The 23,622-nt window shown below is 43.6% G+C and carries 20 protein-coding genes; 16 read left to right on the forward strand and 4 right to left on the reverse strand.

Going from position 1 to position 23,622, the window contains the following annotated elements:
• The 12 genes from OA91_RS16925 to OA91_RS16980 all read left to right on the forward strand — a co-directional run bounded on the left by OA91_RS16925 (position 1) and on the right by OA91_RS16980 (position 14,237).
• Entirely contained in the window at positions 1-408 is a 408-nt protein-coding gene (locus OA91_RS16925; RefSeq protein WP_063339197.1) for a cytidine deaminase, read from the forward strand.
• Between the two features lie 109 nt (positions 409-517).
• Complete coding sequence (locus OA91_RS16930) at positions 518-1,327, forward strand: purine-nucleoside phosphorylase (RefSeq protein WP_063339198.1); 810 nt, start codon at positions 518-520, stop codon at positions 1,325-1,327.
• A gap of 3 nt (positions 1,328-1,330) precedes the next feature.
• Positions 1,331-2,131 (forward strand): deoxyribose-phosphate aldolase, encoded by an 801-nt coding sequence (gene deoC / locus OA91_RS16935; RefSeq protein WP_157203859.1) that lies wholly within the window; start codon positions 1,331-1,333, stop codon positions 2,129-2,131.
• 1 nt (position 2,132) lies between these two features.
• The gene (locus OA91_RS16940; protein WP_063339199.1) at positions 2,133-3,371 is read left to right on the forward strand and encodes a phosphopentomutase; all 1,239 of its coding nucleotides are present in this window, start codon (positions 2,133-2,135) and stop codon (positions 3,369-3,371) included.
• A gap of 90 nt (positions 3,372-3,461) precedes the next feature.
• Entirely contained in the window at positions 3,462-4,466 is a 1,005-nt protein-coding gene (locus tag OA91_RS16945) for a Gfo/Idh/MocA family protein (protein ID WP_063339200.1), read from the forward strand.
• 188 nt (positions 4,467-4,654) lie between these two features.
• Positions 4,655-4,906, forward strand: a complete 252-nt coding sequence (locus OA91_RS16950; RefSeq protein WP_063339201.1) for a Trp family transcriptional regulator — start codon at positions 4,655-4,657, stop codon at positions 4,904-4,906.
• A gap of 13 nt (positions 4,907-4,919) precedes the next feature.
• Positions 4,920-6,317: an anthranilate synthase component I family protein gene (locus tag OA91_RS16955; protein ID WP_063339202.1), complete on the forward strand. Its 1,398-nt coding sequence runs from the start codon at positions 4,920-4,922 to the stop codon at positions 6,315-6,317.
• 2 nt (positions 6,318-6,319) lie between these two features.
• Complete coding sequence (locus OA91_RS16960) at positions 6,320-6,982, forward strand: anthranilate synthase component II (protein WP_063339203.1); 663 nt, start codon at positions 6,320-6,322, stop codon at positions 6,980-6,982.
• A gap of 197 nt (positions 6,983-7,179) precedes the next feature.
• On the forward strand, positions 7,180-10,185 hold the full coding sequence (locus OA91_RS16965; protein ID WP_063339204.1) for an EAL domain-containing protein: 3,006 nt from the start codon (positions 7,180-7,182) through the stop codon (positions 10,183-10,185).
• A gap of 104 nt (positions 10,186-10,289) precedes the next feature.
• Entirely contained in the window at positions 10,290-11,306 is a 1,017-nt protein-coding gene (locus OA91_RS16970) for a sensor domain-containing diguanylate cyclase (RefSeq protein WP_046015570.1), read from the forward strand.
• Positions 11,307-11,393: 87 nt separating this feature from the next.
• Positions 11,394-11,858, forward strand: a complete 465-nt coding sequence (locus OA91_RS16975) for a DUF2271 domain-containing protein (protein WP_063339205.1) — start codon at positions 11,394-11,396, stop codon at positions 11,856-11,858.
• An 84-nt stretch (positions 11,859-11,942) separates the two neighbouring features.
• The gene (locus OA91_RS16980) at positions 11,943-14,237 is read left to right on the forward strand and encodes a PepSY domain-containing protein (protein WP_063339206.1); all 2,295 of its coding nucleotides are present in this window, start codon (positions 11,943-11,945) and stop codon (positions 14,235-14,237) included.
• A gap of 100 nt (positions 14,238-14,337) precedes the next feature.
• Here the strand turns inward: OA91_RS16980 and trpA are convergent, their stop codons facing one another.
• Both trpA and trpB read right to left on the reverse strand, forming a co-directional pair.
• Positions 14,338-15,129, reverse strand: coding sequence for a tryptophan synthase subunit alpha (gene trpA / locus OA91_RS16985; RefSeq protein ID WP_063339207.1), 792 nt, complete (start codon positions 15,127-15,129; stop codon positions 14,338-14,340).
• The gene (trpB, locus tag OA91_RS16990; RefSeq protein ID WP_063339208.1) at positions 15,126-16,409 is read right to left on the reverse strand and encodes a tryptophan synthase subunit beta; all 1,284 of its coding nucleotides are present in this window, start codon (positions 16,407-16,409) and stop codon (positions 15,126-15,128) included. Before trpB ends, trpA begins: the two co-directional genes overlap by 4 nt.
• A gap of 226 nt (positions 16,410-16,635) precedes the next feature.
• On the opposite strand from trpB, the gene OA91_RS16995 reads away from it, so the two are divergent.
• Complete coding sequence (locus OA91_RS16995; protein ID WP_063339209.1) at positions 16,636-17,205, forward strand: TetR/AcrR family transcriptional regulator; 570 nt, start codon at positions 16,636-16,638, stop codon at positions 17,203-17,205.
• Here the strand turns inward: OA91_RS16995 and OA91_RS17000 are convergent.
• Positions 17,150-18,412: an MFS transporter gene (locus OA91_RS17000; protein WP_063339210.1), complete on the reverse strand. Its 1,263-nt coding sequence runs from the start codon at positions 18,410-18,412 to the stop codon at positions 17,150-17,152. The two genes, OA91_RS16995 and OA91_RS17000, sit on opposite strands and share 56 nt — an antisense overlap.
• 157 nt (positions 18,413-18,569) lie before the next feature.
• Here OA91_RS17000 and dacB point away from each other — a divergent pair, with 157 nt between their 5' ends.
• Positions 18,570-20,060, forward strand: a complete 1,491-nt coding sequence (gene dacB, locus OA91_RS17005) for a D-alanyl-D-alanine carboxypeptidase/D-alanyl-D-alanine endopeptidase (RefSeq protein ID WP_063339211.1) — start codon at positions 18,570-18,572, stop codon at positions 20,058-20,060.
• Positions 20,061-20,073: 13 nt separating this feature from the next.
• Here the strand turns inward: dacB and OA91_RS17010 are convergent, their stop codons facing one another.
• Entirely contained in the window at positions 20,074-21,252 is a 1,179-nt protein-coding gene (locus OA91_RS17010) for an MFS transporter (RefSeq protein WP_063339212.1), read from the reverse strand.
• Positions 21,253-21,545: 293 nt separating this feature from the next.
• On the opposite strand from OA91_RS17010, the gene OA91_RS17015 reads away from it, so the two are divergent.
• Both OA91_RS17015 and OA91_RS17020 read left to right on the forward strand, forming a co-directional pair.
• Positions 21,546-22,574, forward strand: coding sequence for an ABC transporter permease subunit (locus OA91_RS17015; RefSeq protein WP_082827986.1), 1,029 nt, complete (start codon positions 21,546-21,548; stop codon positions 22,572-22,574).
• A 1-nt stretch (position 22,575) separates the two neighbouring features.
• Positions 22,576-23,622, forward strand: a complete 1,047-nt coding sequence (locus OA91_RS17020) for an ABC transporter permease (RefSeq protein ID WP_063339213.1) — start codon at positions 22,576-22,578, stop codon at positions 23,620-23,622.

The following is a 23,622-nucleotide window of genomic DNA, read 5'->3' on the forward strand; positions in this document are numbered from 1 at the left end:
ATGTCATCTCTTGATGTGAAAAAAGCAGTAGAGCTAGCGAATAAAGCAATGAGTAAGGCCTATGTGCCTTACTCAGAGTTTAAAGTGGGTGCAGTCATCGAGACACTAAATGGCAAAGTTTATTCTGGCTGTAATGTTGAAAATGCCGCTTATCCTGAAGGCACATGTGCTGAGGCTGGTGCGATTTCAGCTATGGTACTTGATGGTGAACAGAAAATAGACAATATTTATGTATTGGGTAATGGTGAACAGCTGGTCACACCTTGTGGTGGCTGTCGTCAAAAAATCAGAGAGTTCTCAACTCCTGATACTCAAATACATATTTGCGGGCCAGAAGGCGTACGCAAAACCCTATCAATGGAAGAGCTTCTTCCCTTCTCATTTGGGCCTGAAAATTTGAAAAAATAACAGGTCCGATATTGGCGCTTTCCAAGCAGGAGAGCGCTAATCAAAATCGCCAAGGAACCGCGTACTTATCACAGGAGTGGCTTACTTTAATTAAAAAGGAAAGACGTGTATGAAGGCTTATCAATTAAGTGCAGATTATTTGCAAAAGAAAATCGGTGACCGCAAACCAGAGGTTGCTATCATTCTCGGAAGTGGATTGGGCTCATTAGCTGAAGTAATCCAAGATCCTATCTATATCCCTTACGGTGAAATCCCAGGCTTCCCTAAATCGAGTGTTCATGGTCATAAAGGTCGTTTAGTCATTGGTCGTCTTGGCAATAAAGAAGTTGCCTGTATGCAGGGTCGTTTCCATGTGTATGAAGGTATTGCTCCTGAAACACTGCAAATCCCGATTCGTACTTTAAAGCTGATTGGTTGTGACACCCTATTGTTAACTAATGCCGCTGGTAGCTTGAACGAAGATATGGGGCCAGGCAGTCTGATGTTGATCGAAGATCACATTAATTTCTCTGGTGTTAATCCGTTAGTAGGTGAAAATGACGACAGCATTGGACCTAGATTCCAAGACATGACTCGCGCCTATGATCCTGAGCTAAGTGATGGCATTAATGAGGTGGCAAAAGGGCTTAACATTAACCTGTTTAAAGGGGTTTATGTGTGGGCATTAGGACCAAGCTTTGAAACGCCTGCAGAAATTCGTATGTTCCGTACTTTAGGTGCTGATGCGGTAGGTATGAGTACGGTGCCAGAAACTATCGTAGCGCGTCATTGTGGCATGAAGGTTGCGGCAATTTCATCTATCACCAACCTAGGTGCTGGCATGTCAGGTAACTCATTAAGCCATGAAGAAACCTTAGATGAAGGCCAAAAAGCGGCTGCAGAATTGAGTAAGTTGGTTATCGCTTGGTTGGAGAGTTAAGTCATGTCTGATCAAGTAAAATCTGTTACTGAAATGACGGATGCCGAACTCGCAAAACTGGCTCTTGGTCTATTAGATTTAACCAGTTTGAATGATGATGACACAGAAGCCAAAATTTCGGCCCTGTGTGAGCAAGCGCAAATTGAGTCTGTTGGCAAAGTCGCGGCTTTATGTATTTATCCAAGATTCATTCCTTGGGCAAAACAAGAGTTGGCTCGTCTTAATATCATAGATGTGAAGATAGCCACTGTCAGTAATTTTCCACAGGGACGGGATAACTTAGCGGCGGCTGTTGCTGAGACAAAAGCCTGTCTTGCTTATGGTGCAGACGAAGTCGATGTGGTTTTTCCTTACCGCGCTTTACTGGATGGCAATGAGTCTATTGGTTATAAGCTTGTGAAGGCTTGTAAGGCTGCCTGCGGTGAAAAATCACTTAAGGTCATCATAGAGTCAGGTGAATTAAAAACACCTGAGCTGATCGCTAAGGCGAGTCAGATTTCAATTGCTGCAGGCGCTGATTTCATCAAAACCTCAACCGGTAAAGTGCCAGTTAATGCGACACTAGAGGCGGCTGATATTATGCTAACGCAAATCATTGATAGCCAAAAAGCGATTGGTTTCAAACCTGCTGGTGGCGTTAAAACCCTTGCAGACGTCAGAGAATACCTGACTTTGCTAGAATCTAAGCTAGGTAAAGAGGCGTTAACTGCGACCACCTTCCGTTTTGGGACTAGCTCACTTTTAAAAGCCTTATTAGAGGCAATGGGTGAAGCAAGCGACGGAATCACAACAGGAGCATACTAGTATGAGCCGAGCAATCATTTTAATGATGGATTCTTTTGGAGTGGGTGCGGCACATGATGCGGCAGACTTTGGTGATGTGGGTTCTGATACCTTTGGTCATATCGCAAAAGCCTGTGCAGAAGGCCAAGCAGAAGTAGGTCGAACTGGGCCCCTAAAGCTACCTAACTTAGAGAAAAAAGGCCTAGGACATCTTGCTAAAGCCAGTACCGGAAACTATCCACAAGGCTTTGATTATCGAGGTCCTGTGGATGCTTTGCATGGTTATGCACAAGAGCTAAGTAGTGGTAAAGACACCCCAAGTGGCCATTGGGAGCTTGCGGGTGTACCTGTATTATTTGATTGGGATTACTTTCCTAATACGCCAAAATGCTTTCCTGCTGACTTTATGGCAGAGCTATCAAAACGCGGCAAGCTAGAAGGTGTTTTAGGTGAATGCCACGCTTCTGGTACCGAAATCATTGCCCGTTTAGGTGACGAGCATATGCTTACGGATTTCCCTATCATCTATTCATCTGCTGACAGCGTGTTGCAAATAGCAGCGCACGAAGAAAGCTTTGGATTAGAGCGCTTATTGACCTTGTGTCAGATCGCTCGTGATCTTCTGGACGAAATGAAGATGAACATAGGCCGTGTTATCGCTAGACCTTTTATCGGGTCGAATGCAGATGACTTTGCTCGTACGGGAAATCGTCGTGACCTTGCGGTTGAGCCGCCAGCGAAAACAGTTTTGAACTATCTTGCTGAAGCAGGTGGTCAGGTGATTAGTATTGGTAAAATTGCCGACATTTATGCTCACTCAGGTATTACTCATAAGGTGAAAGCAACGGGATTGATGAAGCTAGTCGATGCGACGATTGAAAGCATTAATACCGCGCCTGATAATAGCCTTATCTTCCCTAACTTTGTCGACTTTGATTCTTCATACGGACACAGACGTGATGTGTCGGGTTATGCCGCTGCATTAGAAGCCTTTGATGCCCGTTTGCCTGAAATCGAAGCGGCGCTTAAGCCGGGTGATAGAGTATTTATCAGTGCCGACCATGGTTGTGACCCGACTTGGCCCGGTACGGATCATACCCGTGAGCATGTGCCTGTGATTTGCTTTGGCCCTGGCATTGAAGCCGGAGCTGATGCTGAGGCAACGAGCATAGGCACACGTAAGAGCTTTGCTGATATTGGTCAGAGCATTGCCTCTCATTTAGGATTAGCCAAGCTAGGTTATGGCGAAAGCTTTTTATAGCTAGTTAATCTCTATTATGAATAAACAAAAACGTCCTTAGGGGCGTTTTTATTTATGTGCCACAATCGATCTAATTAAAAGAAGGGAAATATGTCAAAACCACTTAACTGGGGCATTCTAGGTACCAGCTTTATTTCAGCCGTGATGGCGGACGCGATTTTAGCAGAAGCGAATACGCACTTATATGCTGTTGCAGGCCGCTCTCTCGCACCTTTAAAGGACTTCACCGATAAGTATGACTTCGATAAGGTCTATCAAGATTACGATGCGTTAATCGCAGATCCAGAAGTGGATGTAATCTACATTGCTTTGCCAAATCACTTACACCATGAATATGTGATTAAAGCGGCGCAAGCAGGTAAGGCTATCTTGTGTGAAAAGTCCTTGTCTGTGGATATGGCGAAAACCCAAGCGGCATTAGATGCTGTGGCTGAACATAAAGTCTTTTTCTTGGAAGGCTTGATGTACTTAACTCACCCCTTTGCCCAAAAAATCAGCCAACTGCTGCAAACTAAAGCGATTGGTGAGATTAAGGCGATACGCGGTAACTACTGTGCGGCTATTAGTGAATTTGTGAATCCAGAGAGTAAAGGGACCCTTTACAACTTAGGTTGTTACCCACTTTCTCTTATGCATTTGGTTATGCAACAAGCCTTTGGCGATGATGTTTTCTCTGACTATCAGATTCAGGCGTTTGGACGTCGTGGTAAAGACGGCAATATCTGTGATACCAGTGCTAACTTCCTATTTAACAATGGTGCACAAGTGCAACTGCATACAGCAGAAGACTTTGGTATGCACTCAAGCTTCAGCATTCTAGGTAGCGAAGGTTATCTAGAGCTGAAATCAAACCCTTGGTTACCCCAAGCAAGTGGTAACAAAATCTACTTCGCCAAATATGATGGGGAAGGGAATGAAACCGAGTTCGAGCATATTGAAGTGGATGCGCCCGGTAATGGTTTTGTCTCTCAAGTGACTCAGATTCGTGAAGCGCTTGAGCAAGGCAAATTAGAGCTCGAACGTCCAGCTGCTCGCCCTCAAGATTCTTTTACCATGATGCAGCTATTAACGGATTGGGAAGCCGCTGCCTCTTAGAAATCTTAGGTTTGCGTGAAATGGAAGGTCGCTCAGGCGGCCTTTTTTTATACCTAGTACCAAGGATTCTTATAAGAGATGTGGTATAGGTGAGAATAAAAATTGGAAATCTATTGTACTAGTACATGAATACGGTATTATGTGCGCATATTAGATAAATGGCGTTTAGCTATTAGGTGGAGAAAACAGTGCAAGATCTAATCACCTACTTAAGAAGTGCAAGCTCAGATGAAGAGATGCAGAACAAGCTGACAGGGCTTCTGACCCCAAGCGAAGTGCTCGAAATGAGCAAACGTTTGCAAATATTTGCCATGCTCAAAGAAGGTGTGCCGCAACGAGAAATTGCCAAACAACTGGGTGTCGGTATAGCGACCGTGACGCGAGGTTCGAGAGCCTTAAAAGAATTAGAACAAGCCTCATCCGATAAAGATGAGCAATAAGATGGATATAAACATGAGTGTAAAACCAGAAGCCATTAAGTTGCCGAGAAAGCCTCACTATGTGAATGTCACGGCAGATTGTGATTTTTTTGATTTGTTTAAAAAAGTCGAAAAGCGTTTTGATACCTGCTTTATGCTGGAATCTTTGGGTGAAGATAGCTTTATCTCACGTCATTCCATCATAGGTTTTGACCCGGAAAAAATCCTTTGGGCCCAAGGTAATACGCTGACAATTGAAGAAAGAGATGGCTCTTCGCAAAGCTACCAGAGCGATAATCCTTACTATTTACTGCGTGAAATCGTGCCGCAAAATATTTTATCGCGTAAATACTCAGGCGGCTTAACTGGCTATGTTGGTTATGATGCCATGAACTATTTTGAGCCAAGCTTGAGTCTTAATGTCAGTGATATGTTTGAAGCCTTTAAATTCGGCCTTTATACAGATGGTTTGATTCTCGACAAGATGACAGGCGAAGTTTTTTACTTCTACTATCAAGACAGCCGCATGGACCTGATTGAAAGTATGTTGGCCGAGCCAACCCCTGAAAATGGTCCATTAGTAGTGACCTCAACCGGCGAATCTATGTCAAAAGCCGATCACGCTAAGGCAGTGGCTAAGGTCAAGCAAGACATTATTGACGGTAAAATCTTCCAGACAGAAGTGGGCTTTAAAAAGTGGTTCACCCTAGAAGGCGATAACATCAATATCTATGAAAAACTGCGTGAAGTGAATCCATCACCTCAGATGTACTATCTAAAATTCAATGAGCAAAAAGTGATTGGTGCTAGCCCTGAACTACTTTTCCGTTTACGCCAAGGAGAGATGGAAACCTTCCCACTTGCGGGTACGGCTAAGCGTGGTGCTGATGAAACAGAAGATAGAGCCTTGGCCCGTGCCTTATTGAATGATCCAAAAGAAATTGCCGAGCATAATATGATAGTCGACCTACACCGTAATGATATTGGCCGTGTGGCGCAATTTGGAACGGTAAAAGTACGTAGCTTGATGGACATTAAACGCTTTAGTCATGTGCAGCATATTTCTAGCGAAATCGTGGGCATCATGGCAGAAACAGAAGACATGTTCTCAGGTCTTGCGAGTAACTTCCCAGCAGGTACGTTAACAGGTGCCCCTAAAATTGAAGCCATGAAGATTATTGATGATCTTGAAGGTGAAGGTCGTGGCCCTTATGGTGGTGCAGTCGGTCATTTCTCCTTTAACGGTGATTGTACCTTTGCCATTCCAATTCGTACTGTGTTTGCTAATGGCGAAAAAGCCTATGTGCAAACCTGTGGTGGTAATGTGTTTGATTCCAACGCCGAAGATGAATACGAAGAAATCCAACGTAAGTTCGCCGGAACCAAGCGCGTACTTGATCAATTTGCCCCAGCTGATAAAAAAGGAGCCTGAGTATGAAGGTTTATATTATTGATAACTATGACTCTTTTACTTACAACCTTTATCAGTTTATTGGTGAGATTCTGACTAGCGAGAAAATGCGTGGCAACATTCAAGACTTTAGCGTCGTGGTGAAGCGTAATGACGAGGTTAGCATTGAAGAGCTAAAAGCCCTGTCACCTGATCGTATTATTATCTCACCTGGCCCTGGCTCTCCTGATGATGAAGCCTACTTTGGTGTGTGCGCAGACATTATTCGTGACCTAGGTAAAACCATCCCTATGATGGGCGTGTGCTTAGGCATGCAAGGTATGGTGCATGTGTTTGGCGGTAAGGTGGTGAAAGCCCCTTTACCTATGCACGGTAAAACTAGCCCGATAGCACATAATGGCGAAGGTATTTTTAAAGACATTCCTGATCAGCTAGAAATCATGCGTTACCACTCGCTGGTGGCAGAAAACGAGAGTTTCCCTGAAGCCTTAGAAGTCACGTCTAGTGTGGGTGAATTGGCTGAAGCCGACTTTACTAACTTAGCTGTGATTCGTGCAGGTGGTGATTTTGAAATTATGGGTGTGCGCCACAAAGAGTATCCAATCCAAGGCATTCAGTTCCATCCAGAATCCTTTGCGACAGAAGGTGGTAAAGATCTTATCAGGAATTTCTTGTTTCAGGTGTGACCTGCATTAAACCGCAACTTTTCTAAAAAGCCTCGAAGAGACATCTTCGGGGCTTTTTTCATGCTTAGATAAATTTGCTTCGCTTTGAAGTCAGCATTCTCTTTTTCATCTGCTATTCTTTTACTGAACAGAGTTCACAAGCGGGCTTGTTAGCCTTGGGTATTCACGGAGCGTCTATTAGGTAACTATCTAACCTTATGCGTGATTATGTTCGTCGGTTACTGCTTTCACCACGTAGAATTTTCTTCGTTTTATTATTCGTTGGCATGGTGACGTCTTTCTTTGTACTAAAACAAGTGGAGGCGCTGGCATATGAAGGTCACAAGGCATCTGCTCTGGCATTAGGGCAGAATCATGCTGCGCTGATAAATACCACCATAGCTAATAATATGTCGGCAAATTATGCTTTGGCTGCCATGGTTAAAGAAACAAATGGGGATCTGAGTTTTTTTGATTCTTATGCAAAAAGCCTGCATCAAATTTACCCAGTGGTTTCCCACTTTACCTTATCCCCGAATGGCATTATCACGCTAGTTTATCCCATGGCGGGTAATGAGGCCTCTGTTGGCTTAAATCAATTGAAATTTAAGCAACAACAGGAAGAAGCCAATAAGGCGCGCACTTCTCGCAAGTTAACCTTGGCTGGGCCTGTGAAAATGGTACAAGGGGGCGTCGCTATTATCGGCCGCTGGCCTGTTCTTTTGCCTAATGCCCAAGGAGAAAATGAGTTTTGGGGCTTTACCAATGTAGCTGTGACTTTAGATGCTTTGCTTAACAAGGCCAATTTTCAGAAGTTAAGCCAGCAAGGTTATGAATATCGGCTGGTCAAACGTCTGGCTCAGCAAGAGGTGCTGATCACAGACTCTTCTTCTGTGGACTTTAATGATTCGGTCAATATAGATATCAAGGTGCCTAATGACATCTGGCAGCTGCAGTTGGTGCCTGTGTCTGGTTGGTCCTCTTGGTCTAGGTTAAAAGGCGAGATACTGCTGACAGCCTTGATTAGCCTGTTAATTGCGGGGCTTGTTGGTTTGCTAAGGCATATTTATATTTCCAAGCAAGGCTTAGAAGAGGTAGTTAAGCAGCGTACTCAAGATATGACTCATGCCAATAAGCGCTTGTTGGGGTTACTTGAAGCCATTCCGGACCTCTTACTTGAGATAGATGATAAGGGCGAGGTTTTGCATTGCCACTTTCCCAACAAACTATTAGCCAGTCAATTTGGCCCTGACATTGTTGGCCGTAATTTGATGGAGCTGTTCCCTTTAGAGGCGGTCAGTGTTTATAAAAACTCGTTTGAAGAAGCGCAAGCTAAAGGGTATTCAGAGGGTAATAGCTTTTGCCTTGAGTTAGGGGAGAGTGAGTACTGGTTTGAATTATCCGTGTCTTTTACGGAAAGGGTCGAAGAAAATCGCCCTTGCTTTGTGGCGTTAGCGAGAGATGTGAGCCGTCGTAAAAAATCAGAGAACGAGCTCAGAATTGCCGCAACAGCTTTTAATACCCAAGACGGTATTTTAATTACAGATTTGCAGCATAAGATAGTGAGAGTGAATAAGGCGTTTCAGCGTATAACTGGCTATCAAGAAACAGAAGTCATCCACGAAGACATACGTATTTTAAGGTCTGGCCGTCATGATGATGCTTTCTTTCGTAAAATTTATAACCATTTAGAAGAGTTTGGTTATTGGGAAGGGGAGGTTTGGAACCGTAAAAAGTGTGGTGAAATTGCGCCAGAACTGACGACTATCTCGATTGTGTATAGTGATGAAAACCTGCCTCTCTATTATGTCTTTATTATCAAGGACATCAGTTTAACCAAGCAAAATGAGCAGATGATTAATCAGTTAAGTTTTTATGATTCTTTGACCTGCTTACCAAACCGAAAAATGATCTCTGAAAAGGTTGAGCAACTTATTCATCAAGCTCAATTTGTAACCGAAGAAGTCAGTGTTGAAGGACATTATGCCCCTTTAATTCGTCATGCCTTGCTCTTTATTGATCTGGACCACTTTAAAAATATTAATGACAGTAGAGGTCACTCTGTAGGTGACAAGCTATTGCAGCAGGTGGCATTAAGGCTGGTGGATGTGGTGAGAAAGACGGATATGGTGGCACGCTTTGGCGGTGATGAATTTATCATATTGCTTGAAGGGGTCGATATCAGTTTTGACCCAGGCAGAGCGCTTTATCGAGCTAAGCGTGTATCGGCTAATCTCAATGATGCTATTTCTAGAACCTTTGAGATTGATGGAGACCACTTTTATATTTCCAGCAGTATTGGCATTACCGAAATTGATGACTCAATCAATGAGGTTTTTGATGCCTTTAAACATGCGGAACTGGCTATGTATGAGGCAAAATCAACAGGCCGTAATCGTTACTGTTTTTACTCTCCGCAAATGCAAGAAAAGATACTGCAAAGGGTCAACTTAGAAGCGGCAATGCGAGAAGCGCTGGATAGACAAGAGTTCCTCTTGCATTACCAACCTCAGTTTGATCGTTCTGGCAGTATGAGAGGCGTTGAAGCTTTGATACGTTGGATGCACCCAGAGGATGGTGTTATTTCTCCCGCTCAGTTTATTCCATTAGCAGAAGAGTCAAAGTTAATTATTCCCATCGGAGAGTGGGTAGTAAGAGAAGCCTGCCAAACCTTGGCCTTATGGCAGGAAGATCCAGCATTAAAACAGGTCAAAATGTCAGTCAATGTGAGTGCTTTACAGTTCTCTCAGGATAACTTTGTTGAGCTGGTGGAGCAGATACTAGAAGAGACAGGGGCTCAGGCAAGACTTTTGCAGTTTGAATTAACAGAGAGCATGTTAATCAATGACAAGATGAATATTTTAGAAAAGATGCACGCCTTAAAAAAACTGGGTGTGCTTCTCTCCCTTGATGACTTTGGAACAGGTTATTCGTCTTTGTCTTATTTACAACAGTTACCTTTTGATCAACTGAAAATAGACCAATCATTTGTTAAAAATTTATCAGGACATGGTGATCACCACCCTCTTGCTTTGACAATTACCACAATGGGGCATAGTTTGGGACTTGAGGTGATTGCAGAAGGGATAGAAAGCAATGATCATCTGCTTATGTTGCAACGCTTTGGCTGTGACTTATTTCAAGGCTATTTTATGGGGTACCCCATGATAGTGAAAGAAATTGTGCGTATTGCACATGAGCAAGCGAATTCGCCAAAAATGTGAGACGAAATAAATAGGTGGATTGATATCACCTATTTTAATGACATATATTAGAAACTTGATACTGTTTAAACGGCGAGTCGTTTAAAGCAGCAGCGAGGAAGGTAATGGAACATAGCTTTTTACTAGATGCCTACAGACGTTGTGCCGAAGTGCTCTCAGATATCGCGCTTGGTGCATCTCAGTGTCAAATATTCGAAACCTTACAGTCCATTATTGAGGACCTAGATGAGGAACGTTTTGCCAGTATTCTCAGATTGGACCCTCATGATAATACCTTGCATTTAACGGTTGGGAATAAACTGCCTGACTTTTATAACGATGCGATTGAAGGTTTAAAAATTGGGCCCAAAGTAGGGAGCTGTGGCGCAGCCGTTTTTTGTAATAAGCCCGTGATAGTTGACGATGTCACCACTCATGAAAACTGGGTAGTGTTTCGGGATCTGGTAAAGAAAGCCAATCTAGGTTCCTGTTGGTCCGTGCCTATCGTGCTTTCTAAAGGAGAAATGTACGGCTCCTTCGCGATTTATAGTTCCAGTAAGGCCACGCCAAGAGAAGAAGAATTGGAAATCCTGACTCTAGCCGCTCATATCTCTGGTGTGGTGATAGAAAAACAAAGGTCTGAAAACCAACTGACTTTTAATGCCACCCATGACCCGCTTACACGTTTAACAAACCGAAGCTTGTTTGATAATTTGGCGAGCCAAGCGCTCAAACAATCTAAACGAAAGCGCGAGCCAATTTGTATTCTGTTTATTGATATTAATAATTTTAAATATGTGAATGATCATTATGGTCATGACATGGGAGATAGGTTGTTATGCCTATTAGCCGAAGTACTTAGCCAAGAGTTAAGAGAAGCGGATATTGCCAGTAGACGTGGTGGTGATGAGTTTATCTTGGCACTAGTGGGGACAGGCGAAGACGGCGCTAAAGTACTGATTGACAGGGTAACTCGGCACTTTGCCGAGTCGCAAAAAGCATTGTTTAGTGATTATCAGGTGACCATGGCAATTGGTATTGCTGAGTCTAAAAAAGGTAATTATCAACCTATTTCTGAAATGATAAAACATGCCGATATTGATATGTACCGCAACAAACGCTCATTTAAAAAGAGCAACTAAAGGTTTTTTGCCAGATTAAAATGCGTTAAGTCTGGCTTAAGGTTCGCTCCTTATACTCCTTCTTAATCTAAAGAAGGAGTGATACTCATGAAACCCATTCAAAGTTTAATCGTTTTCCTTGCCGTATTTGGGCTATCTAGTTCTGCCTTTGCAAAGTCAGTTGATATGCAGCTCACCATGAAAGGGTATAACGGAGATGGCGCCTATGTGGCGGTTTATCTAATGGATGCTAATGGTCGTCTGGTTCAAACCCTTGCAGTAGAAGGCCGTAAGAAAAAGTATCAGAAGCATTTGCGAGATTGGAAGCGTGCCAACCGCTCGTTAAAGTTCGATGGTAAAACAGGTGCAAGTTTGCACAAAAATCGTAGCAGAAACTTCTTTGTCACTATCGATGATAAATACATAGACTCAAATTACTTTATCCATATCGATACCTCGGTCGAAGATAAACGAGATGTGCCCTCTGATGTTGTTGTGCCTTTAACTCAGCAAGGCATTGGCCAAGCCGTATCAGGTAAGGGGTATGTCAAATCGTTTGTTTATCGCTTTTAACCTTTATTAATCCTTTAGCGTCTTTTAACCCAGTTCTATAGTCAGTCTGTTTCCCCCTTTTCAGGCTGACTACTAGGAGGACTTATGTCTCGCTTAATTCATACTTGGCTCGCGATTCCTGCCACCTTCTTTATTATTCTGATTGCCTTATCTGGCAGTATTTTATCTTTAGAGACCCTAAACGAAGCCGCGACAGCACCTAAGTTAAATCTTGGTCAGACTTCATTAGCGACACTTGCGGATAAAGTAAAACAAGATTATCCAGGTGCAGAGCAACTAACTCGAACACAAAACGGGCTCTTTTTAGTCTCCTTCTCAAATGATCAGAGCTATGGTGAAGACCAAATTGATCCTGTGACAGGTTTAAAAGTGCAAGCACATCAAAGGTCTGATCTTTATAACTGGATGAAAAACTTCCATCGTTCCATGCAAATGGGTGATATAGGTAGAATGCTGGTGGCATTTGTTGCCTTTGCTTTACTTGCGTTGAGCATTAGTGGACTTTTCTTAATGATTCGACGCCTTGGGGGCATCAAACACTTCTTTAAATTAGCCAAAGGCAGTACAAGTCAAAAGCTTCATATTGAATTAAGTCGTTTTGCCTTGGTAGGCACCTTGATCTTAACGCTTACTGCTCTCTACTTAAGCGCAACCACTTTCTCTTTGTTGCCAGAGGCAACCCCAGCAGAACCAGATTACCCTGAGGCTGTTTTTGTTGAGCAAACTTCTTTAGAGTACTCAAAAAATGCTCAAACTTTATCTATTGAGAATTTACCTGCACTTAAAGAAGTAGATGCAAGTGAACTGGTTAGTCTTGGGTTTCCTTATGCTGATGACCCTAGCTCTGTTTACACCTTAGAGACTCAGTTCGGTCTTGGTTATATTCACCCTGAAACGGGTCTTTGGCTAGAGTTTCAACCCCATTCAAGTTTCTATCAGGTTAGTCAATTTATTAGTGCGCTTCATACTGGTGAAGGCATGGGGCTTTGGACACTTTTCTTAGGTCTGACGAGTCTGACACTGCCTATTATTGGTATCACTGGCATCATCATTTGGGTACGTAAACGTATTAATTCGAAGGCGTTTGGGCAGACAGATAGCTTAAGTTTGCAAAACTATGTAGAAGCACAAGAGGCAAACATTGTCATCTTGGCGGGTAGTGAAGGTCTGAGTACTTGGCGTTTTGCGCAGGAGTTTTCACAGGCGTTAATCACAGCGGGTAACAAGGTACACCTCAATAAAATGAATCAGGTGGAAGAGCAATATGCCAAGGCAACGCATGTCTTTTTCATGACCTCTACCTATGGTGAAGGTCAAGCGCCTTCAAGTGCTTCACTTTTCTTGGAAAAAGCCAAAAATCTTAGCTTATCAGAAGATTGTCAGGTCAATGTCCTAGGCTTTGGTGATAGCCAATTTAAGCACTTTATTGGTTTTGCGAAGCAGGTTGAAGCCTTAGTTGCCAAGAAGGGCTTTAAGCAAATGTTGCCTTTAACCGCGATTGATAAGTTTTGCCAAACGAGCTTGGATACTTGGATAGAAAACGTCTCTACCTGCCTTAATCAAAGTCTATGTTTGAAATTAGATAAGGAAAAAGTCAGTCCATTTCAGATGAAACTTGTTGAGCAAAGCCACTATGGTGATGAAGTAAATGCCCCTGTTAGGATTCTGCGTTTTAAAGCGGGAGCCCAAGCTGAAAGCGTATTAAATCCAGCAATTGATGAGGCTTTTGCCTTAACCCCTGACATGCCGTGGCCAAAGTTTGAAGTGGGTGATTTAGTGGGTATCATGCCACCGGGTTCTGACTTTGTTCGCTATTACTCCTTAGCCAGCTGTGATCAAGATGGCATGCTAGAAATCTGTGTACGTAAACAGCTTGAAGGGGAATGTTCTGGTTTCTTACATGGCCTAAAAGAAGGGGATTCGATACAAGCCTTTATCCAAAAGAAAGCCTCTTTTAGACCTGCTCAAGATGCAAGCTCAGTCATCATGATAGGGGCAGGTACCGGAATGGCACCGTTACAGGGTTTTATCAAACAAAACGAGAAACAAGTGCCTTATTACCTTTACTGGGGTGGTAGATTGCAAAACTCGGACTTTATCTATGAGGATAATTTGAGCCAAGCCTTAGCCACATCAAGATTAAAACAGCTTCGACTCGCCTTTTCGCGATCTGCTAAACCTCAATATGTGCAAAACCTATTAACGGATGATGCCAAGGATATTTCTAAACGCATTCTAGAAGGCGCTCAAATTATGGTTTGTGGTAGCAAGGTGATGGCTGATGGAGTAAGAGCATCACTGGATAATATTCTGAAACAAGAGCAGCTAACGGTTTCTGAATTAGAGCAAGCAGGGCGTTATGTTCAGGATGTGTATTAATAAAGGCCCTAAATTCAGATATTAAGTGCGACACTGCAATATAAGAAGCCCTGACGGTTGATCCAGTCGGGGCTTCTTATATGAGGCGTTAAAGAAAAGGTTAAGCTAGCTGAGGGAAAAGATTCGCAACCATTGCTTTACCTGTGGCAATGCCACCTTGGTTGTGTGCGTCGAGCAAAGCTGAACCCACAATGGCAATATCTGCTAGACCTGTTAGTTCTGCTACCTGTTGTGGTGACCTGATGCCAAAACCAACGGCTAATGGAACATCCGTATGCTGGCGTATTTCAGCTAAATAGGCGGCTAAATCAAATTCAGTTTGCAAACTGGATTTCTGCCCCGTCACCCCAGAACGACTCACACAATACAGCATGCCAGTGGCTTGAGTCGCGATCTGCTTGATGCGCTCTGTTGGCATATTCGGTGTGATTAACCAGATGGCGTCCAGGTTATGTTCGACACAGGCATCTTGGTACTCAGCCGCGTGTTCAATGGGTAAATCTGGCAGAATTAGCCCAGTTAAACCCTGTTCAGCCGCCTCTTTTACGAGCTTTGTAATACCAAAGCGATAAACCGGATTGAGGTAGCTCATTAACAAAATTTTAGAGTTTGGATAGTCCCGTCCTAAACGCCCAAGATCGGTTAAACATTGCTGTATTTTAGGTTCGGATTCTAATGCCTTATGACAGGCTTGAACTATGCTTGGCCCATCTGCCACTGGGTCCGAGAAAGGGAACTGAACCTCTAAAGTCTCGACGCCCATTTCAAGTAAAGCTTGCATCCATTCAAGACTGGCTTCTATGCTAGGGTAACCATAAATAACGTGCGTCATGGCCAAAGGTTGGCTTGTTAATGGTTGCTTGGCATTAATAAAATTAGCTAACTGGCTCATGCATGTGTCTCCTGGGATAGGCTCTCAGATAGATCCTGAACGGTATCTTGTTCATGATAGTTTTTAAGATACTCCTCTAAGAAAGGTGCAAACTCTTTATCATCAAAGGCTTTGGCGACGTTGAAAATATCCTTATCACCACGGCCAGATAAATTAATGACTATGTGCTGATCAGGTCGCATGTCTGCTGCTTCTTTAAAGGCAACCGCGAGAGCGTGTGATGACTCCAGTGCTGGGATAATGCCTTCTTTTTGCAAGAGTAATGAGCAGGCGGCCAAAACCTCTTCGTCATTGGCATAGCTCATACGGACTCTTTGTGTTTCTGCCAAATGAGCAACAATTGGCGACACCCCAACATAGTCTAATCCCGCTGCGATTGAGTGAGTTTCCTGTAGCTGACCTTGGTCATCCTGTAGAAAAACACTAGCAAAACCTTGGGCAATGCCTGCTTGGCCTAGGTTGTGAGATAGACGAATTGAGTGATCACCCATATCCATACCACGACCCGCCGCCTCTACACCGACCATTTCCACTTCCTTATCTTCTAAGAAAGGCGTAAATAAGCCTAATGCGTTAGAGCCACCGCCTACACAAGCATAAAGTCGATCAGGTAGTTGATCGAATTGAGCTAATGATTGGCGCTGTACTTCTTGGCCTATAACCGACTGAAAATAGGTCACCATTTCAGGGAAAGGTGCGCAGCCACATGCCGTTCCAATTAAGTAATGGCTATCTTCATAGCTTGAAGACCAGTCTCGCAACGCCTCATCTAAAGCATCTCTTAAGGTTTGCGAGCCTGTTTTTACAGGCACGACTGTGGCACCTAACTGTCGCATCCAAAAGACATTCGGGTATTGGCGTGCCACGTCTTTAGCACCCATGTAGATGGTGCACTCTAGCCCTAATCGAGAAGCGACCAAGGCCGTAGCGATACCATGCTGGCCTGCACCTGTTTCTGCAATGACACGTTTTTTACCCATGCGTTTAACCAATAAACCTTGGCCAATTACATTATTCATCTTGTGAGCACCTGAGTGATTTAGGTCTTCACGTTTTAGGTAAACCTGGGCGCCACCTAGATGCTGAGTGAGATTCTCACAATGAGTCAAAGGCGTTGGACGACCAGAATACTGCTGCCATTGCTTATGCAGTTCTGCCACAAAGCTAGGATCATTCTTCGCTTCTTCAAAGGTGGTAAGAATCTGTTGCTGGCTGCTGTACAAAATCTCTGGAATATAGCTGCCGCCATATTGTCCATAAAAGCCGTTTTCGCTTTTCATTGTGTGACCTCAAAGTGAGTGATTAATTTAACGTCCAGTTAATTAATTAACTATACCGTTTAGTTAATTTAATGTGATAATCAAGTTTGGTCAAGCCCTGTCTTGATAAAAATTTTGAATGCGTGCTTAACGGGTTGATTTAGCTTGATTAGTTTGTCTGCCTAGATAGGCAATCGTTTTTTGTGAATAGTTCTTGTGAATAGTTTTTTGAGAAAAGGAAAGTGTTATGGCCCGTGGTCGCCCTTCAAAGAAGTCGCATATTATTGAAACCGCTCTGACACTGTTTAGCCGAGTGGGTTATCAAGGCACCAGTATTGATCAGGTGGTTGTGGCGGCAGAAGTCTCTAAACCGACGGTTTACAGTAATTTTTCCAGTAAGCAGATTCTCTGGCATCAGGCTTTATTACGCATCTTAGAAAATGCTGAGACTGACCTTGCTGATGTCAATGATAAGGCTCAGTCGCCTTTGCAACAGTGGTTAAGAGTTTGGGATGTTTGGCTTGCTGATAAAAACCGTCTGGCGGTATACCGCATTATGTTGGGGGAGAGTCATAAGATGGAGGAGGCCAGTGTTGGCTTGTTCAAACAATTGGAGGCCTTATTTGATAAGGCGTTAGATACTGTGCTGGCTGGATTCGATAAGCCCCTTAGCCCAGCGCAAATCTATGTATTGAAAGCGACCAGTAAAGAGGCCTTGTTAATGCCTAACCTATACGAGGGTCAGGCACTAACACAAGGTGCTAATTTGTCGGCTGAGCTGACGGCGCTTCTGGACTCTCTTTTGTCTCAAGATTAGCGATTTCGAACTCTCTGACTTCGCGTACGCAATAAACCCAGACAGTCGGAATAATGACGGTCAAAGCGCAAAGTATGAGAACGATTTGAAAGCCTAATGATTCATATAAGAAGCCGGCGACCACGATACCCAGAGGCGCAAGGCCAATGGAACCAATATGGTCATAGGCGCTGACACGAGAAAGCATATGGCTGGGAATCGCTTGGTGTAAGGTCGTTGTCCATAGAATCGAAAACATCTCCCAGCCGATTCCCCCTAGAAACGCAGCCAGCATAATCCAATGTAATGGCAGTGGCATAATTAAAGCTAAGCTAATGAAACTAAAGCTAAAAGAGGTCAAGGTAGCGACTTTCAGAGGGTGAGTAAAACGCATATAAAATGACGCAATACCACCAACAATAGTACCGGCACCAATGGCCGCTGCAATAAGCCCCCAATCGGCTGCGCCTCCCATTTGATCCCTTGCAACAGCTGGGCCGATCAAACCATAGACAGCTTCAACGGATGCCACAATAAAACAGAATTGCACCACAATCACCCATAGCCATTTTCGGCTAATAAACTCTTTCCAGCCAAGTTTGAGCTCTTGAATAATGGACTCACCCTGACTTTTGATTTGCTTGCTTGGGCGTAGACTAATCACGAGAAAAGTAGCTAGGGCAAAGGTGCCTGCATCAATTAATAAGGTCATGCCAGCACCAAATGTTGCGACTAAAATCCCTCCGGCGGCGGCGCCTAAGATCATAGCGCTGCTACGTGCTATGCCAACAATAGCATTAGTGCCTTGTAAGTCCTTTTTCTTCACCAACTGTGGAATTAACCCCATGGCAGCTGGGGCATGCAGGCCAAAAGCAATACCATTGATGAGCATTAAAATGGTGAGGTTGACGATATTAGCCAACTCAAAAATAAACAAGCAGGCAATGATCAATTGAGCCAGCATGGCAATAATGTCGGCGACCACTATCATGGCTTTGCGCGATGTGCGATCAGCTATCGCAGCACCAAGAAGCATGATGATAATCGAACCTGTAATAGGTGCTGCAATGACAATGGCTGAGTCTTTGGTTGAACCTGTTAGTTCAAGCACACCAAACGCCATGGCGATAGGCGCCATAGCCGTACCAAAAAATGAGATGAAATAGGCAATGCTTATCTTGGTAACATTGCCTTGTTTTAATAATGAAAAGATCTGTTGCTTATCCATGCAAGGTATCCAGCTTCCCTCCGAAATAGGATGTCATGTTAGTGCAGAGAAAGAGCAATAGCCAGTTCTCTCTGAGGGTTAATTTTGCTTAGCTAGTGGTTAAGTCCTAGGGCTGCTAAGATGTTTTTCTTTCAAGATTGAATGGGCAGGATGCAGAATGGTTGAAATGGCAACACAATTTAAGCAAGGGTGTTTCAAGGCTGCTTTCATCTTTCTAACCTGTTTAATTAGCATGGCTGCCCAGTCTCAAACCCTATTAAACAATGCCCCTAAAGGCGCGCTTGTCATTACTCAGTCTGATTGGCATTCGCAAAACACCCAGTACCTTGCTAATCCTGCAAGCTTGATGAAGATATTCACTGCAACCTTGGCTACAGAGGTTTTAGGCAAAAACTACCGTTTTAAAACCGAACTTGCTTATGATGAGAAAACCCTCAACCAAGGCCGATTAACAGGACCTTTAACGCTTACGCTCACAGGTGATCCGAGTTTCACACACAAAGATCTACATGCCCTGCTGATGACACTTGCTAAAGCGGGAGTGAAAAAGCTGGATAAGGTCGAAATTGATGCGAGTCGTTATCAAGGTCATGCTTGGAGTTTAGGGCAAGTGTGGAATGATCATGGTATTTGTTTTGCCGCACCAACGAGTGCCGCCATGATCAATAGAAACTGTGTTTTTGGTAATTTGAAGGCAACAAAGACTGGGCAGTTAGCTCACTTTTACCTGACCCCCAACTCACCTTTGACTGTCGAAAACCAAGTGGTGACCCTCGCCACCAATCAAGCCGAAAGCTGCCAGGTACTGCTTAAGGTATTAGGCGCTAATCACTATCGATTGACTGGCTGTATTGATGAAAAACGGAAAACCTTACCTTTAGGTTTTTCAGCTAATGAGGCGAATGCCTTTTTTAAGCATATTCTCATGCAAGAGCTGGCCTTATTGGGGTTCGGTTCTGAGATAGAGGTTAGCTTTATTGATCAAGCACCTTCTTGGCTCGCAAACAATGATAAGAGTGTTAAGCGCATCACGCATCATTCTGCGCCATTAACTAAGTTGGTGGCGCGGATGCTGCAAAGGTCAGATAACTTGGTTGCAGATGCGTTATTTAAGGCGTCCGGTCATCAATATGTTTTAAGTGAAAACGCAGGTGCTGCCAGCTTTAAAATGCTTGATGCCTATCAAAAAGGAAGCTTGGCGCTTATGTCTTTATTAGATAAAAATCAGATAGATAGCCAAGGTTTGGTGGTACGAGATGGGTCCGGTTTATCTCGTGAAAACTTGCTGTATGCAACTAGCGTGTATCAGGTTTTGGAGCTTTGGTTATCTCATCCTAAGTTCGCTTGGTTAGTTGAGGTACTGCCTATCGCAGCACAATCCGGCACGTTAAAAAACAGAGAAAGCTTAAAACATGACATGTTAAAAGGACGTGTTTTAGCCAAATCTGGCTCTATGCAAGGGGTGGTGAATTTGGCTGGTTTTGTGCAAGTAACAGATGAAACTAAAGGCCCTAAATTAAGACCTTTTGTTTTTATGGTGAATCAGTTCTCTAAGTCTAAAGCGGTTAAGCCTGCCAAATTTAGTGTCGAGGAGTTAGCTCTGTTTAAATTTGAGACAGGCTTTTTAACTCAGGGCTTTGGACCGTAACAAACCTATTTGTTTAGGCAAGTGCATTTTGTTGCTTGCTTTTATTAGTACTGAAAAATACACAGGCCATCGCTATGATCACAGCTGGTATCATCAGCATGTTTAGCATCTCCCAACCTAGGGCACTTTGCCAATAACCTGCCAACATGCTGGCGATTGCTGCAAAGGCAAATACCAAGAAGTCATTTAAACCTTGAACCTTAGCCTTGTCACTTGGTTGGTAGGTTTTGCTTAGCAAGTTGGTGGCACCAATAAAGGTAAAGTTCCAACCGACACCTAACATCACTAGGGCAAAGAAGAAGTGCCAATAGGTGATGCCGAACTGGTTGAGTATCAAGGCCGCTAACAAGAACAAGCAACCTGCTTGAATCACCTTGGTAGTACCAAAACGGGCAATCAGTTTACCGGTAAAGAGAGAAGGGACGAACATGCCTAACACATGCCATTGGATAACACTGGCGGTGCTACCAAAATCAAAGCCACAACCCTGCATAGCAAGAGGTGTAGCTGTCATCACTAAGACCATGACCCCATAACCGATAACACCTGCAACCACGGCAGCGATTAAATCTGGCTGGCTTAAAAGCTCTATATAAGATCTTGGTGTGCCAGATTGCTCTTCTAAGGTGGGCTTTTTCAACGGCAATAAAGCGACCAAGATAGTGGTGCTGATATAAAGGATAATTAAGGCTGCAAAAGCGCCAATGTATTGGGTGTCAGGTACTAAAAACTCCGCCCAAACAGCAAGGTTCGGGCCTAAAAAGGCAGCGAGAATACCCCCTGCCATGATCAGACTGATGGCTTGCGGGGCTTTGCCTTCAGGGCAGTTATCTATTGCTGCAAAACGATACTGCTGCCCCACACCTATGGCCACCCCAAGCAAAAAGGTTGAGCTTGAGAAAAGCGCGAAATGATTGATGGAAAGTGAGTAGTAAGCGAGGAATGCACCAGCAACGCCAATTAGGTTACCGATTAAAAATACACGCTTACGGCCAAGATGACGCATCAGTAAAGCAGCAGGTAAGGTAACTCCCATTAAGCCAAGGAATTGAAGGGCAATGGGTAAGGTGGCCAAACCAAGATTCGGACTGAGTTTATGGCCAATCAGAGCAGTCACTGAGACCAATAAAATGTTTCCCGTAATTAATAGGGCCTGACCTAAGGCTAACCCCCAAACACTGATCCCCAACATACACCCATCCTTTTATGTGACTTTTACATAAGCTTATTACTATGAGTTATCATCATAATGCAAAAGCTCTCTTGTTAGGGAAAAGTTTCGATGAAAAAAATGCAATTAAACCAGCGCCAGATTCAGTTTGATGAGACGATTTAACCCTGCTTGCTACATCATTTTTATTTTACTTCCTATTATTTAGAGGATATCTCTTATTCGGTGTTTTCTTTACCCTGATAGCGCTTCGTTATCCCGGCTGAATGAGGTAAGTTAGGAGTAAGATTAACTTTAAGTCTTTGTTATGAGGTATGTATTTGCAGGCTTATTTCTTTCGTCGTTTGTTGCTCATCATTCCGACTTTTATTGGGGTGACACTTTTGGTCTTCGCCATGACTCGTTTTGTGCCTGGTGGCCCAGTGGAGCGTATGATTGCGCAAATGCAGCAGCAAACCCAAGATGGTGGCCGCGCTGTTAATTCTCAAATTTCTCAAACCCTGTCACAAGATCAAATCGATGAACTGAATGCTTTTTATGGATTAGATAAGCCTGTTATAGAGGCGTATTGGGACTGGCTAAATCGCTTAGTCCGATTAGATCTTGGCGAATCCAGTCGCTATTATGAACCCGTGTGGGACATGATAGTCGAACGTCTCCCCGTCTCTTTATTTTATGGTTTCTGGACCTTTATTATCAGTTACCTCGTCTCCATTCCCTTGGGAGTATTAAAAGCCCTGAAACATGGTGGCAAGATGGATAATGTCAGCTCTGTGATGATATTCACAGGCTATGCTTTACCCAACTATGTTGTCGCTGTCCTCTTGATAAGTGTTTTCTCTTTTCAGCTTGAGTGGCTGCCTATGGGCGGTTTTGTCGGGGATGATTTTGATTATTTAGATTTCTGGGGCAAGGTTTGGAATATTACTCAACATGCTGTTTTGCCAATGATTTGTTATGTCATAGGGGATTTCGCCATTCTTACCATGACAATGAAAAACAGCCTGTTAGAAAATCTAGCGGCGGATTATGTGAAAACAGCCATGGCAAAAGGCTTGTCATTTAAACAGGCGATAACACGACATGCCTTTCGTAACAGTGTCATCCCGATCGCGAGTCATTTAGGCAATGTGGTGTCTGTGTTTGTGGCGGGATCTTTTTTGATTGAGGTGGTATTCGATATTGATGGCATTGGCTTGCTAGGTTATGACGCTCTGATGGAAAGAGACTACCCAGTGGTAATGGGGATCTTAGCTGTGTCTTCTATCTTGTTAATGTTAGGGAACATCTTGTCAGACCTGTGTGTGGCTTTGGTTGACCCTAGAGTGAAGTTTGGAGCCTAAGGTGTTTAGTATTAATCCGTTCACTCAAAAAAAGCTAACGCGCTTTCGTCAGATAAAGCGTAGTTACTATTCTTTTATTCTTCTCTCCTTGTTGATTCTGCTGTCTTGTATTGCAGAAGTCTTTGTTAACAGCAAAGCCCTCATGGTGAGCTATCAAGGCCAATGGTATTTCCCCACCTACACAGGAGTGAATGTTGGGGAAGACTTTGGATTAGATTACGCCTATGAGGTGGATTATCGAGTGTTAGCACAAACGTTTTCCGAGGAAGATCAAGGGAATTGGGTGCTTATGCCGCCTGTGCCTTGGAATGCGTTCGAGCAAGACTTTGATGGTGTTAATTACCCACCTAACCCTCCATCTTGGCAAGACAGTCATTATCTCGGTACCGATGTATTAGGGCGAGATGTGGTGGCACGTTTGGTATATGGTTTTCGTATCGCCATTTGGTTTGCCCTATTAACCCTTACCCTGTGTTATAGCATAGGCGTGGTGATTGGCTGTTTAATGGGGTACATGGGTGGCAAGTTTGACCTCTTGATGCAGCGAGGCATAGAAATTTGGTCCATGGTGCCTTTCTTGTATGTCATTATGATTCTTGTCTCAATTATCCAACCCAGTTTCTTTCTCTTTGTTTTAATTAATGTAATGTTTGGTTGGATGGGCATTACTTGGTACATGCGTACGCTAACCTATAAGGAAAAAGCACGAGAATATGTGCAAGCTGCAAGAGCCCAAGGTGCAGGTTTGTGGCGTATTATTTTGAAACACATTTTACCCAATACCATGGTGATGATAGTGACTTTAGCCCCCTTTGGTGTGGTGGCTAATATTAGTGCTTTAACCGCATTGGATTATTTAGGCTTAGGTTTGATGCCTCCAACCCCTAGTTGGGGAGACTTACTGCAGCAGGGGAAATCTAATATGGATGCCTATTGGATAGGCGCCTCTGTGGTCAGTGCCATTGTCTTGGTATTAACCATGGTGACCTTTATCGGAGAAGGGGTGAGAGAAGCCTTTGATCCTAAAAAATATACTCGTTATCGTTAA

It is taken from the genome of Marinomonas sp. SBI8L (assembly GCF_001624705.1).
Lineage (GTDB): Bacteria > Pseudomonadota > Gammaproteobacteria > Pseudomonadales > Marinomonadaceae > Marinomonas.